At 74.4% G+C, this 12,263-nt stretch carries 10 protein-coding genes and 1 other RNA gene; 4 read left to right on the top strand and 7 right to left on the bottom strand.

Features of this window, described 5'->3' with window-relative positions; translation table 11 throughout:
• Positions 1 to 463 precede the first annotated feature (463 nt).
• The 3 genes from rnpB to LY05_RS01875 all read right to left on the bottom strand — a co-directional run bounded on the left by rnpB (position 464) and on the right by LY05_RS01875 (position 2,371).
• An RNA gene (rnpB, locus tag LY05_RS01885) (RNase P RNA component class A) lies at positions 464 to 859 on the bottom strand.
• A gap of 283 nt (positions 860 to 1,142) precedes the next feature.
• Positions 1,143 to 1,871: an N-acetylmuramoyl-L-alanine amidase gene (locus tag LY05_RS01880; protein WP_072746250.1), complete on the bottom strand. Its 729-nt coding sequence runs from the start codon at positions 1,869 to 1,871 to the stop codon at positions 1,143 to 1,145.
• Positions 1,868 to 2,371, bottom strand: coding sequence for a GNAT family N-acetyltransferase (locus tag LY05_RS01875; RefSeq protein ID WP_148921892.1), 504 nt, complete (start codon positions 2,369 to 2,371; stop codon positions 1,868 to 1,870). Before LY05_RS01875 ends, LY05_RS01880 begins: the two co-directional genes overlap by 4 nt.
• A 157-nt stretch (positions 2,372 to 2,528) precedes the next feature.
• Here LY05_RS01875 and LY05_RS01870 point away from each other — a divergent pair, with 157 nt between their 5' ends.
• The 4 genes from LY05_RS01870 (at position 2,529) to LY05_RS01855 (ending at position 8,060) form a co-directional block, all read left to right on the top strand.
• Positions 2,529 to 5,192 carry an erythromycin esterase family protein gene (locus tag LY05_RS01870; protein ID WP_148921891.1) on the top strand — a complete coding sequence of 888 codons (2,664 nt, stop codon included), beginning with the start codon at positions 2,529 to 2,531 and terminating at the stop codon, positions 5,190 to 5,192.
• Positions 5,193 to 5,297: 105 nt separating this feature from the next.
• Positions 5,298 to 6,062 carry a rhomboid family intramembrane serine protease gene (locus LY05_RS01865; protein ID WP_148921890.1) on the top strand — a complete coding sequence of 255 codons (765 nt, stop codon included), beginning with the start codon at positions 5,298 to 5,300 and terminating at the stop codon, positions 6,060 to 6,062.
• Between the two features lie 58 nt (positions 6,063 to 6,120).
• Positions 6,121 to 7,236 carry an RNA polymerase sigma factor gene (locus LY05_RS01860; protein ID WP_148921889.1) on the top strand — a complete coding sequence of 372 codons (1,116 nt, stop codon included), beginning with the start codon at positions 6,121 to 6,123 and terminating at the stop codon, positions 7,234 to 7,236.
• Positions 7,233 to 8,060 carry an SDH family Clp fold serine proteinase gene (locus tag LY05_RS01855; protein ID WP_072746254.1) on the top strand — a complete coding sequence of 276 codons (828 nt, stop codon included), beginning with the start codon at positions 7,233 to 7,235 and terminating at the stop codon, positions 8,058 to 8,060. Before LY05_RS01860 ends, LY05_RS01855 begins: the two co-directional genes overlap by 4 nt.
• Positions 8,061 to 8,461: 401 nt before the next feature.
• On the opposite strand, the gene LY05_RS01850 is transcribed toward LY05_RS01855, so the two are convergent.
• The 4 genes from LY05_RS01850 to LY05_RS01835 form a co-directional block, all read right to left on the bottom strand.
• Positions 8,462 to 8,866: a universal stress protein gene (locus tag LY05_RS01850; protein ID WP_072746255.1), complete on the bottom strand. Its 405-nt coding sequence runs from the start codon at positions 8,864 to 8,866 to the stop codon at positions 8,462 to 8,464.
• Between the two features lie 172 nt (positions 8,867 to 9,038).
• Positions 9,039 to 9,653 (bottom strand): hypothetical protein, encoded by a 615-nt coding sequence (locus tag LY05_RS01845; RefSeq protein ID WP_148921888.1) that lies wholly within the window; start codon positions 9,651 to 9,653, stop codon positions 9,039 to 9,041.
• Between the two features lie 173 nt (positions 9,654 to 9,826).
• Positions 9,827 to 11,113 (bottom strand): glycerate kinase type-2 family protein, encoded by a 1,287-nt coding sequence (locus LY05_RS01840; protein ID WP_148921887.1) that lies wholly within the window; start codon positions 11,111 to 11,113, stop codon positions 9,827 to 9,829.
• An 86-nt stretch (positions 11,114 to 11,199) separates the two neighbouring features.
• Entirely contained in the window at positions 11,200 to 11,745 is a 546-nt protein-coding gene (locus tag LY05_RS01835) for a VOC family protein (RefSeq protein WP_072746258.1), read from the bottom strand.
• Positions 11,746 to 12,263 lie beyond the last annotated feature (518 nt).

The raw sequence follows: 12,263 nt of genomic DNA, 5'->3' as shown, positions 1-12,263 counted from the left end.
AGGGGTGTTAACAAAAGTTAATCCGCGCCGCAAACCCCAAATGTTGGCGAACATTGCAAGAACAATGGCAGATGTAGGAAGTAACGCCCGCCGACGCCCGGGGACCATGGCGTCCCATGGCAACCCATGCGCCCCCATCCGCCGCCCGCTTGCGGCCATCGGCGGCGGCGCGGACGTCCGGGCGTCGATTCGATCCCGTCCAGGAATGCTCCGCCCGAATGCCGAACCCGGATGCCGAACCCGGATGCCGAACCCGAATGCTCGGCCCGAATGCGCGGCCCAAATGCCCGGCCCGAATGCCCGGCCCGAATGCCCGGCCCGAATGCCCGGCCCGAATGCCCGGCCCGAATGCCCGGCCCGAATGCCCGGCCCGAATGCTGCCCCGCGCGCGGTCGGGCCCGGCCCCGCGCCGCGCGGCCGCAGCCCTGCTGCGCCGCGGAGCGATGCGCGTGAGCGGTCAGATGCGTGCGGATGGCCTGTAAGCCGGGTTCTGTCCAGGGCCTTGCGGCCCCTGGGCGGCCATTCATCTGGACGCCCGGTCGCCCGGGCGTTCTCGCGGTCCACCACGGAGGGAGGGCGAAGACGACCCATCGGCGGCCCGAAGGCCGCCTCCCTCGCAACTTGACCTTGCTCCCGGCGGGGCTTGCCGTGCCGCCCCCGTCGCCGGGGGCGCGGTGGGCTCTTACTCCACCGTTTCACCCTTCCCGCCCCGGGACGAACCCGGAACGGAGGTCTGTTCTCTGTGGCGCTTTCCCTCGGGTTTCCCCGGCCGGACGTTATCCGGCGCCGCGTCTTCGTGGAGCCCGGACTTTCCTCGCCGCGCGGTCCAGCCGCGCGCCGCGGCCGCCCGGCCATCCGCACGCCATGGATGTAGGCGCCCGCGCCCCGGTTTGACAATAGCCGGCGGCAAGAAAAGCGCCCCGTCGCGGCCGGACGGCGGCGCCGCGCGCAAGACGCGGCCGACGGCGCGCGCGCAGGGCGCCGGACCAGGGGCGGCCGCGCCCCTCGCCTGCCGGCCGCGATCGGACAAGCGGCCGCAGCCCCGCCCAAGCGCGGCGCCGGCCCCGCGCCCGCGCGGCGTGCACCGGGGCGGCGCTCGCGCCTGTGCGCGGCAGGCCGGGCGCCGGCCCCGCGCGGCAAGATCAGGCCGGCGGCGCCGGGCCCTGCGCTTGCTCGGCAACCTCCTCGAGCCGCGCGGCCAGAAGAGGCCCCGGCGGCGCCCCGAGCGCGTGCGGCGCGAAGCGCAGCTGCAAGGCGCGCATCAGCGCCGCCTCCTGCGCGGCGTCGGCGGGCGGGGCGTAGCCCAGGCGCGCGGCGGCGCGCAGGATGGCGGCGCGGTTCGCCTCGGGATCGTCGCGGCGGCCCGCGCCGTCGGCGTCGCTCCACAGCGCCAGCCCGCGCAGCGCCAGGCGCCGCCAGTCGAATTTCGGCCCCGGATCGCTCTTGCGCCCCGGCGCGACGTCCGAGTGCCCCACCACCCGCGACGGGACGATGCCCCAGCGCGCCATGATGTCGGCCAACAGCCGCTCGAGCGCCAGCATCTGCGGCGCGAAATAGGGCGGCGCCCCGGCCAGCGGCCCCGGATGGTCCAGCTCGATGCCGATCGAGCGCGAGTTCACGTCGCGCTCGCCCGCCCAGAACGAGACCCCCGCATGCCAGGCGCGGCGCTCTTCGGGCACAAGGGCGAAGATGCGTCCGTCGCGCGCGATGACGTAATGCGCCGAGACTTCGGCCGCCGGATCGCGCAGCCGCGCCAGCGCGTCCTCGAGCCGCTCCATCGCCGTGTGGTGCAGCACCGCCATGTCCGGCGCCGCCGCGCCCCGCCGCGGGCCGTGATTGGGCGAGGGCAGATGCGCGATCGCAAGGCTCATGCCTCTCCCTCGCGGGCGAGGGCCGCGAAGGCGGCGCCGCTCAGGGCCATGGGCGCGGCGCGCAGCTCGCGCTCGAAGCCCAGCCGCCGGTATAGCGCCTCGGCGCGGGGATTGTCGGCATAGACGCTCAGCCGCGCAAAGCGCGCGCCCCAGCGCGCCCGCGCCCGCGCCGCGGCGGCGGCCAGCAGGCGGCGGCCAAGGCCCGCGCCGCGCGCGCTCGGGGCCGTCCACAGATCCGAGACATGCACCCCCGCCCCGCCCGTCGCGGTCGAGAGAACCGGCCAGAACAGACACACCCCCGCCGGGCGCGCGCCCTCGGCCGCGATCAGCGCCTCGGCGAAGGCCTCGGGGCCGAACAGCGCCCGGGCCACTTCGTGCGGCGACGCGCGGAACGGATCGTCCAGATCGCGCGCCAGCGCGCGCAGGGCTTCCTCGACCAGGGGCAGATCCCGGGGCGTCGCAAGACACGGGCGCAGATCGGGGCGCAGGCGTTGGCTCATGGGCGTCCTCCTTCGCCGGGCGCGGACAAGGGCGGCGCGAGCGGCCATGCGCTCGGCGCCGGGCGCGACCATGGCGGCGGCCTTGCGCTGGGTCAAGGCGCCGCCGCCGCCGCATGGCATGCTGGCGACGAACGAGAACCCGACAGGAGAGCCCGCCATGAACGCCGAAGACTTTCCCTTCGAGGATCGCGCCGACGCCGGGCGCCGGCTTGCCGCGCGCCTGGCGGCGATGGCGCCCGAAAACCCCGTCGTCTACGCCCTGCCGCGCGGCGGCGTGCCCGTGGCGGTCGAGATCGCCCACGCGCTGGGCGCGCCGCTCGATCTGGTGATGGTGCGCAAGATCGGCGCCCCCGGCGCGCCCGAGGTGGCCGCCGCCGCCGTGGTCGAGGGCGACCCGCCCCGGACCATCGTCAACGAAGAGGTCATGCGCGCCGCGGGCGCCGATGCGGCGTGGTTCGAGCGCGCCCGCGCGCGCGAGCTGGCCGAGCTGCGCCGGCGGCGCGCGCGCTACCTGGGCGAGCGCCCGCGAATCAGCCCCGCCGGACGCACGGCGATCGTGGTCGATGACGGTCTGGCCACCGGCGCGACCATGAAGGCCGCCCTGGCCGCGCTGCGCGCGCAGGGCGCGGCGCGCGTGATCGTGGCCGTCCCGGTGGCGCCCGCCGAGCAGATCCCCCAGCTGGCGCGGCTGGCGGACGATGTGGTCTGCCTGTTGCCGGCGCGGCATTTCCGCGGCGTCGGCTGCTTTTACCGCGACTTCCACCAGCTGACCGACGAAGAGACCGTCGGCCTTCTGCGCAGCGTCTGGGCCGAGGCCGCCGAGGACCCCGCCGGCCCGATCCTGCGGCGCGAGATCACGGTCCCTCCGGCCGGGCTTGCGGGCGAGCTGAGCGTGCCGGCCGATCCGCGCGGCGTCGTCATCTTCGCTCATGGCAGCGGCTCCAGCCGCTTCAGCCCCCGCAACCGCGCCGTGGCCGAGCATCTGAACCGGCTGGGCTTCGCGACGCTGCTGCTCGACCTGCTCACCCCGGCCGAGGCCGAGGACCGGCGCAACGTGTTCGACATCCCGCTCTTGGCCGAAAGGCTGCTCGAGGCCGAACTGCGCGTCGCCGCCGAGCCGGGCATGGCCGAGCTGCCGCTGGGTCTGTTCGGCGCCAGCACGGGCGCGGGGGCGGCGCTGCTGGCCGCGGCCGAGCTGGGCGAGCGCGTGTCGGCGGTGGTTTCGCGCGGGGGGCGGCCCGACCTTGCCGGCCCGCGTCTGGCCGAGGTGACCGCGCCCACCCTGCTGATCGTCGGCGGGAACGATCCGCAGACCCTCGCGCTCAACCGCCGCGCGCTGGCCGAGCTGCGCTGCGAGAAGCTCCTGCGCATCATCCCCGGCGCGGGCCATGTGTTCGAAGAGCCCGGCGCGCTCGAGCAGGTCGCGCAGCTGGCCGGGGCGTGGTTCCAGCACCACCTGGGACGCGCCGCCGACGCCGCCGCGCCTGCGCCGAGCGGGGCCGACGTCCGGCCCGCCGCGCCGCGCGATCCCGTCGCCATCCTGCGCCAGGCGGCCGAGCCGCTGCCCGAGATCGAGGACGACGCCTTCGCCGCCGCCTTCGACCGCTTCGCCGACGCGCGCGTCGTGCTGCTGGGAGAAAGCACGCACGGCACCTCGGAATTCTACCGCGCGCGCGACCGCATCACCCGCCGGCTGATCGAGCGGCACGGCTTCAACATCGTCGCCGTCGAGGCCGACTGGCCGGACGCCGCCGCCATCGACCGCCATGTGCGCGGCCTGCCCGCGCGCGGGCGCAACGTCGCGCCCTTCGCCCGCTTCCCCACCTGGATGTGGCGCAACAAGGAGGTGGACGCCTTCGTCGCCTGGCTGCGCCGACGCAACGCCGCGTTGGCGCCCGAGGCGCGCGCGCGCTTCTGCGGGCTCGACCTATACAGCATGTTCACCTCGATGGCCGAGGTCCTGGCCTATCTCGACCGCGTCGATCCCGAGGCCGCCGCCGCCGCCCGGCGCCGCTACGGCTGCCTTGCGCCCTGGGCGTCCGAGCCCGCCGCCTATGGCCGCGCGGCGCTGGCCGCGGGCCATGCCGCGTGCGAAGAGCCCGTCATGCGCGTGCTGACCGAGCTGATGCGCAAGCGGCTGGACTACGCCCGCCAGGACGGCGATCAGTTCTTCGACGCCGAGCGCAACGCGCAGCTGGTGGCCGACGCCGAACGCTACTACCGCGTGATGTATTACGGCGCGCGCGAATCGTGGAACCTGCGCGACCGCCACATGTTCGAGACGCTGCGCGCGACGCTGGCGCATGTCGGCCCCGAGGCGAAGGCGGTGGTGTGGGCGCACAACTCGCATATCGGCGACGCCCGCGCCACCGAGATGGGCGCCGCGCGCGGCGAGCTCAACATCGGCCAGCTGTGCCGCGAGGAATGGGGCCGCGAGGTCGCGCTGATCGGCCTTTGCGCCGACCGCGGCACGGTCGCGGCGGCCACGGACTGGGACGGGCCGATGGAGATCAAGGCGATGCGCCCCTCGCGCCCCGACAGCCACGAGGCCCTTTTGCGCGAGGCCGGCGGCGCGCGCTGCCTTCTGGACCTGCGCGCGGGCGTCAACGAGGCGGCGCGCGCCGTGCTGGCCGAGCCGCGGCTCGAGCGCTTCATCGGCGTCATCTACCGCCCCGAGACCGAGCGCTGGAGCCACTACAGCCACGCGCTGATGTCCGAACAGTTCGACGCCCTGCTCTGGTTCGCCGAAGGATCGGCCGTCACCCCCCTGCCCGCCCGCGTGCAGGGCGGCGAGGACGACACCTATCCCTTCGGCCTGTGAGCGCGCCGCAGATCCGGCTGTGGCGACGGCGGCGCGAATGCGCTAGCGTGCCCGAGCGCCGCGCCGCCCGCCGCGGCGCGCACGGCCCGCAGCAACGGAGCGCGCATGTTCCCCATTCAGGACTCGGTCCCGACCCGCAATCCCGCCTTCGTCGTCTGGACGCTGATCGGGGTCAACGTGCTGGTGTTCCTGCACCAGATCTCGTTGCCCCCGCACCTGCTCGAAGCGTTCCTGCGCGAATACGCCCTGATCCCGGCGCGCTTCTTCGGGCCGCTCGCCCAGGCCGCGCCGCCGCAGGGCCCGGCCGACTGGGCGCCCTTCGCGACCAACATGTTCCTGCATGGCGGCTGGATGCACCTGATCGCCAACATGTGGACGCTGTGGCTGTTCGGCCCCGCCGTCGAGGACCGCCTCGGCCCGGGGCGGTTCCTGGCCTTCTACCTGGCGTGCGGGGTGGCCGCCTCGTGGGCGCATGCGGCCATGAACCCCACATCGATGCTGCCGGCGCTGGGCGCCTCGGGCGCCATCGCCGGGGTGATCGGCTGCTATGTGCGCATGTTCCCGCTTGCGCGCATCGTCATCATGGCGCCGCTGGGCTTCATCCCCATATTCTTCGAGGTTCACGCCATCGCCTTCGCCCTCTTCTGGTTCCTGAGCCAGATCCTGCCGGGCCTGATGACCCTGGGCCAGAGCGCCGACGTCGGAGGCGTCGCCTGGTGGGCCCATATCGGCGGCTTCGTTGCCGGCTGGGTCCTGGCGCCCTGGGTGCGGCTGCCCGCTTCGGCGCGCCGGCCCTACTTCGCCGACGAGGGGCGCATGGGCTTCGCCCCCGACGGCAGCCGCCGCAGGGTCCGGGGACCGTGGGGCTGAAGGCGGCGCGATGACGGACGAAGACGGACAAAACGACAAGAAAGGAACGAGAAACGCCATGACCGACGCCAGCATCCCCCTGCAATTCGTCGCCCGAGGGCTGGACGACGCCCGCCGCGCCGAGGCCGAGGCCGCGCTGCGCGAGCTGGCCGCGCGCCGCATCGCGCCGCTGCTGGCCGCGGCCGGCTGGACGCACGAGCCCCTGCGCGCCGTCGTCACGGACGAGGGCAAGGGCGCCGCGCCCATCGAGGTGCGCCTGCACCTGCACCTGCCGCGCCGCAACGTCGCCGAGGCCCGCGCGACCGGGCGCGACCTTGGCTCGGTCGTCGAGCAGGCCGTCGAGCATCTGCGCCGCCGCGCCCAGCGCGCCCTCGAGCGCCTGCGCGGGCAGGAAAGCTGGCGCCGCCGCGCCCGGCGCGAGCGTCTGCACGCGCTCAAGGCCCGCGTCGCCGCCCTGCCGCCCGAAATCGCGCGCGAGGCCGAGGCGGGGCTGGCCGGGCTCGACCTTTCGCGGCTCGAGCGCATCGCCCGCCGCGAGCTGGCCTTCATGCGCGCCATGGGCGAGCTCGAACCCGCCTATCCGACCCTGACCGACGTCATCGACGAGACGCTGGCCGAAACCCGCGCCGCATGGACCCCGGGCCTGAAGCCCGAAGAGGTCGAGCGGGCGCTGCTGCGCACCCTGTTCAAGGTGCTGGACCGCGAGGCCGAGAACGGCCGCGTCTTCGTCGACGCGCTGTCGCTTCAGGCGCGCCCGGCCCGCGACGCCGAGGATCAGGCCGAGGACATGGTGCAGGAGGAGTTCTACGAATTCCACCAGCCGGACGAGGATCTGTCCCTGGCCGACATCCTGCCCGATCCGTCGGCCATGTCCGCCGAGGATGCGCAGATCGAGGCCGCCGACGCAGCGCTCGAACGCGGCGGCCTCGTCGCCGCCATCCTGCGCGATCTGCCCGCCCTCTGGCGGCGCGCGCTGGTGCTGCGCGAGATCGAAGGCTTCGACGAGCCCGACCTGGCGCATATCCTCGACATTCCGCGGCAGACCGCGGCGGCGCATGTGGTCCATGCGCGCGCCTTCATGGTCGCGCGGCTCACCCGCGCCGGCCTCGCCGGCGGCGACGAAATCGACCTCGCGCGCCTTCTGGCCGGCGGGGCGGCGGAGGAGCGGCCATGAACCCCATCGACCTTCTTTGGATCTTCTTCATCGTCTCGGCCATGCAGCCCGTGCTGCAGCGCCGCTATCTGGACGCCATGCGCGCGCGCAAGATCGCCCAGATCGAGAAAAGCCGCGAATCGCGCGTCATCCTCATGGTGCACCGCCAGGAAACGATGAGCCTTCTGGGCTTTCCGGTGATGCGCTTCATCAACGTCGAGGACTCGGAAGAGGTGCTGCGCGCCATCCAGATGACCGATGACGACATGCCCATCGACCTGGTGCTGCACACGCCGGGCGGGCTGGTGCTGGCGGCGCTGCAGATCGCCCGCGCGCTGCGCGACCACAAGGGCAAGGTGACGGTGTTCGTGCCCCACTACGCCATGTCCGGCGGCACGCTGATCGCGCTGGCGGCGGACGAGATCGTGATGAGCCGCCACGCGGTGCTCGGCCCGGTCGATCCGCAGCTGGGCCAGCTGCCGGCGGCCTCGATCATCAAGGCGGTCGAGGACAAGCCCATCGCCGAGGTCGACGACCAGACGCTGATCATGGCCGATGTCGGCCGCAAGGCGATCTCGCAGGTCGAGGCGGCGGCGACGGACCTGCTGTCCAAGCACCTCGAGCCGGACGCCGCCAAGGCGCTGGCCGCGCGCCTCGCCACCGGCGCATGGACGCATGATTATCCGATCTCGGCGGACGAGGCGCGCGAGATGGGGCTGCCGGTCAACACCGAGATCCCCGACGAGGTGCTCGAGCTGATGACCCTCTACCCCCAGCCGGTGCGCCAGACCGGCGGGGTCGAATACATCCCGACCCCGCGCGAGCGCGGCCTGCCGCGCCGCTGACCGTCAGGCCAGGCCGATCGCCGCCCCCGCCCCGCGCGGGGGCGGCCGCGTTTCGGCCCGCCGCGCGGCGGCGCGTCGCGAAACCGCATCGCGCGGTCCGGCCGGTCCACGCGCCGCGCGTCGTCGCCCAGCCACGCGCGCCACCTTCTTCGCGCGGTTTCGCTGGTCGGCCGCGGCAGAGGCCGGCGCCGCCCGGCCGAACGAGCCGCGCGCCGGCGCCGCGCGCGGCCTCGCGCGTCATGATGTCATGATATCGTCGCGCCGCCGCGCGCCCCTTCTTCCCCGCGCGGCCCGGCGCGCGGGCCGCGCCATGGGCCGGCGCGTCGGCGCATCACAGGCGCCCCGCGCGTCGGCGCATCACGGGCGCCCCGCGCGTCATCGCGGCACATGCGCCCCGCGCGTCAGCGCATCACATGCACCGAGCAGCGCGCGTGACGGACCACATGCGCGGCGGTCGAGCCCAGGAAATAGTCCTCGAGCCCCGGCTTGTGCGAAGCCAGAACGATGCAGTCCGCGCCGTGATCCTCGGCATAGCGCACGATCGTGCGCGCCGCGTGACCCGAGACCACCTCATGGGCCGCGCCCACGCCCTCGGCCAGCGCGGCGACGTGGCGGCGCGCCTCTTCGCGGTTGTGGCGCAGGGTCTCTTCGGGAATGTAGGCCGCGACGTAGGAGGGCGTTTCCTCGATCACATGGATGACCGTCAGCCGCGCGCCCTCGGCCGCCAGCGCCCGCGCCACCTCGAGCGAGGCGCGCGCGGCGTCGTCATGGTCCAGCGCGACCGGGATCAGGATGTTCTTGTACATGGCGTCGTCGCTCCGTCGATGATGCGGGTCATGATGCGCGCCAAGCTTCGCCCCATCCGCCGCGCGGCGCAATGATCCAAAGCAAACGGCGCGGCCCGCATCCTGCGCGCCGCGCCGTCGCTTGCGCGGATCCTCGCCCGAAGGCGCGGCCAGGCCGGACTCGGCTCCGACGTCAGGCCGCGACGCGCCTGCGCCGCGCAACCCCAAGCGCCGCCAGCGCGCCGAGCAGCAGCGCCCCGCCGACCGGAAGCGGAACCGCCGCGGCGCCGGTCTTCAGCGCGAAGGTCGACGCGCCGCCGTCGAGGAACTGGAAAAGCTCGCCGTCGCCCACGTCGTAGGTGATGGTGACGCTGTTCGCCGTGAACTCGACCAGCGGCGCGATCACCACGAAGTCCGGGTCTGGATCGAGCAGGCCGGAAGACCCGACTTCGACCCCCAGAATGGTCTCGCCGGCGTCGAAAACGATGTCCGAGATGGTGAACACCGCAAGCTGGTAGTCCGCGAAGCCCGCCTCGGACTGGTCGCCGGTCAAGGTGATGTGGCCGCTTGAGTCCAGATCCACCGTGGCGAATCCGCTGTAGCCTTCGGGATTGGCGATTTCGTCCGTAGCGTCCAGATCGGGCGCGCCCGCGACCGGCTCGGCCAGAGCTTCGAAGACCCGCGCGTCCGGACCTCTGGCTTCGGGAAGGCTCAGCTCGGCGCGAAAGTTGGCCGAGATCGGCGCCGCGTGGGCCTCGGCCGAGAGCGCGGCGGCCGCGATGCCCGCGGCAATGAGAATGCGAAACATGTCAAAGGTTCCATCATCTTAAAGACTTCACAAGGAACGCGAACGAATTCCGAAAACGCCCGCCGGCCAGGCGCGCGCGTTGCGCATGACGCGGGCCGAACCATCGCGCGGTCCGGCCTTGGCCGCGGACCCTGTCACGCGCCCCGCCCCGCGCCAACGCGCGCGTTCCGCGCTCAGCCGCCGCGCGGCGCGATCAGGATGGCGCGGAAGTCGTTCACGTTCACGCCCGTCGGCCCGGTCACGAACAGGTCGTCCAGCCGCGCGAAGGCCGACCATGCGTCGTTGTCGTCGAGCAGCGCGGCGGGGTCCGCGCCGGCGCCGGCCAGGCGCGACCAGCTGGCGCCGTCGCAGAATGCGCCCGCATTGTCGCCCGCGCCGTCGATGCCGTCGGTGTCGGCGGCAAGGGCGCACACCCCCTCGAGCCCGTCCAGCTCTCGCGCCAGCGCCAGCGCGAACTCGCCGTTGCGCCCGCCGCGGCCCTTGCCGCGCACGCGCACGCTGGTCTCGCCGCCCGAAAGCAGCGCCACCGGCGGCGCGAAGGGGCGCGCGCGCAACGCGCATTCGCGCGCCACGGCGCCCAGCACGCGCGCCGCCTCGCGCGCCTCGCCCTCGATCGAGTCGGACAGGATCGCCGCGCGCACCCCCCGCTTCTCGGCCAGCGCCGCCGCGGCCTCGAGCGAAAGCCCCGCCGAGGCGACCACATGCGCCTCGTCCCGGGCGAAGGCCGGATCGCCCGCCTGCGGCGGTTCGCAGTCGCCCCGCTCGAGCCAGGCGCGCGCCGCCTCGGGCAGGTCCAGCCGCCAGCGCCGCGCAACGGCCAGCGCCTCGGCGCGCCCGGTGCGCTGGGGAATGGTCGGCCCCGAGGCGATCAGCGCCGGATCGTCGCCCGGAATGTCCGACGCGGCCAGCGTGACCACCCGCGCCGGATGCGCCGCCGCCGCCAGCCGCCCGCCCTTGATGCGGCTCATGCACACGCGCAGCGCGTTCATCTGCCCGATCGGCGCGCCCGAGTTCAGCAGCGCACGGTTGACCGCGATCTCGTCCTCGAGCGTCAGCCCCGGCGGCGGCGCGGGCAGCAGGGCGGACCCTCCGCCGCAGATCAGCGCGATCAGCAGATCGTCCGGCCCCAGGCCCCGCGCCAGCGCGAACATGCGCTCGGACGCGGCCAGGCCGGCCTCGTCGGGCGCCGGATGCGCCGCCTCGAGCACCTCGATGCGGCGCGTGGCGCAGCCATGGCCATAGCGCGTGACCACCGCGCCCTCGAGCGGCGGCCCCTGCCAGAGGCGTTCGAGCGCGGCGGCCATCTGCGCCGCGCCCTTGCCCGCGCCGACCACCACGGCGCGCCCGCGCGGCGGGGCGGGCAGATGCGCCGCCAGCGCGCGCTCGGGGTCGGCGGCGGCGACGGCGGCGTGGAACAGCTCGGCCAGGAAGGCGCGCGGATCGTCGAAGGGGGCGGTCATGCCGACAAGCTCCGGGTCTGGATCGAAACCTTTGGGGAAACGTCGGGGAAAACGTCTGGCTCTGCGGGGCCGGCCGGCCGCAGCCCTCAGCGCCCGCGTGCGGCGGCGAGGGCGGCGATGGCCTCGGCCACATGCTCGTCCGCTATGGCCGGGGCGCCGCGCGCCACGCGCAGGCGGTGGGCCTCGGCCAGCACGCGGGCGTGGTCGAAGCCCTCGGGCGGCGTGAAGCGCCAGCAGGAGAGTTCGATCAGAAGGCCGAGCGGCTCGCGGAAGTAGATCGAGTCCATGAAGCCCCGATCCTTCGGCCCCGAATGGGCCAGGCCCCGCGCCTTGAGCCCCTGCGCCGCCTGGGCGAAGACGGCGCGGCTGACCGTCAGCGCCAGGTGGTGCACGCAGCCCGGCCCCTGCGGCGCCGGGCGGCCCGAGGGCTTGCGCCCCTCATGCGTGAAGATGGTGATGAGGCGCCCGTCTCCGGGGTCGAAGTAAAGGTGGTTCTCTTCGGGCGCGTCCAGGTTGGGCTGTTCGAAGACGAAGGGCATGCCCAGCACGCCTTGCCAGAAGTCGATGGCGCTGCGCCGGTCGGCGCCGGTCAGGGTGATGTGATGAACGCCTTGCACCTGGATCGGCTGCATGTCGGTTTTCCTCCGCTTGTCCGGCGCGAGCGTCGCCGTTTCCCGAAAGCATAGCCTGCCGCGCGGCCTGGCGAAAGCGACCCACGCCCGAGCGCCAGGCCGAAGGCCGCCGGGCGCGGGGGCAAGGCCGCGGCGGACCGGCGCGTCGACGCGCGGCGGGGCCGTCGGGCGAGAGGCCAAGGCGCGGGGCGGCGGGCCAGGGCGCAAGGCCGCCGGGAGAACGGCCGGGGCGCGGGGCCGCCGGGCGTCCGCCGAGGGGACGCGACGGGACGCCTGGCCTCGGCGCGAAGCCGGCGCATGCAGGTCGCGGCGACCGCGCCCCGCGAAGCGGGGCCTGGCGGGCCGGCGCCATCGGCGCGCCGTCGCGCCGTGGGGGCCGGCCGCAGGGGCGGAGCCCCGGCCCCGCAAGGCGCAGGCGGAGGATCGGCACGGGCGATGCCTGCGCACGGACGCGGCCCCCGCCCCGCGCAGCGCCGGCGCCGGACCCTGGGCGCGCGGGGCGCGGCGGCCGCGAACGG

This window comes from Oceanicella actignis (genome assembly GCF_008124525.1).
GTDB classification, from domain to species: Bacteria; Pseudomonadota; Alphaproteobacteria; order Rhodobacterales; family Rhodobacteraceae; genus Oceanicella; species Oceanicella actignis.
The sequence above is the reverse complement of the archived record's forward strand: the minus strand, read 5'-3'. Positions and strand labels throughout refer to the sequence as shown.

What these genes read in the sequence shown, in the direction of transcription:
- LY05_RS01880 (WP_072746250.1), bottom strand. Translation starts at nt 1,871, where the DNA reads ATGAGCCTTGCGATCGCGCATCTGCCCTCGCCCAATCACGGCCCGCGG.
- LY05_RS01875 (WP_148921892.1), bottom strand. Translation starts at nt 2,371, where the DNA reads ATGAGCCAACGCCTGCGCCCCGATCTGCGCCCGTGTCTTGCGACGCCC.
- LY05_RS01870 (WP_148921891.1), top strand. Translation starts at nt 2,529, where the DNA reads ATGAACGCCGAAGACTTTCCCTTCGAGGATCGCGCCGACGCCGGGCGC.
- LY05_RS01865 (WP_148921890.1), top strand. Translation starts at nt 5,298, where the DNA reads ATGTTCCCCATTCAGGACTCGGTCCCGACCCGCAATCCCGCCTTCGTC.
- LY05_RS01860 (WP_148921889.1), top strand. Translation starts at nt 6,121, where the DNA reads ATGACCGACGCCAGCATCCCCCTGCAATTCGTCGCCCGAGGGCTGGAC.
- LY05_RS01855 (WP_072746254.1), top strand. Translation starts at nt 7,233, where the DNA reads ATGAACCCCATCGACCTTCTTTGGATCTTCTTCATCGTCTCGGCCATG.
- LY05_RS01850 (WP_072746255.1), bottom strand. Translation starts at nt 8,866, where the DNA reads ATGTACAAGAACATCCTGATCCCGGTCGCGCTGGACCATGACGACGCC.
- LY05_RS01845 (WP_148921888.1), bottom strand. Translation starts at nt 9,653, where the DNA reads ATGTTTCGCATTCTCATTGCCGCGGGCATCGCGGCCGCCGCGCTCTCG.
- LY05_RS01840 (WP_148921887.1), bottom strand. Translation starts at nt 11,113, where the DNA reads ATGACCGCCCCCTTCGACGATCCGCGCGCCTTCCTGGCCGAGCTGTTC.
- LY05_RS01835 (WP_072746258.1), bottom strand. Translation starts at nt 11,745, where the DNA reads ATGCAGCCGATCCAGGTGCAAGGCGTTCATCACATCACCCTGACCGGC.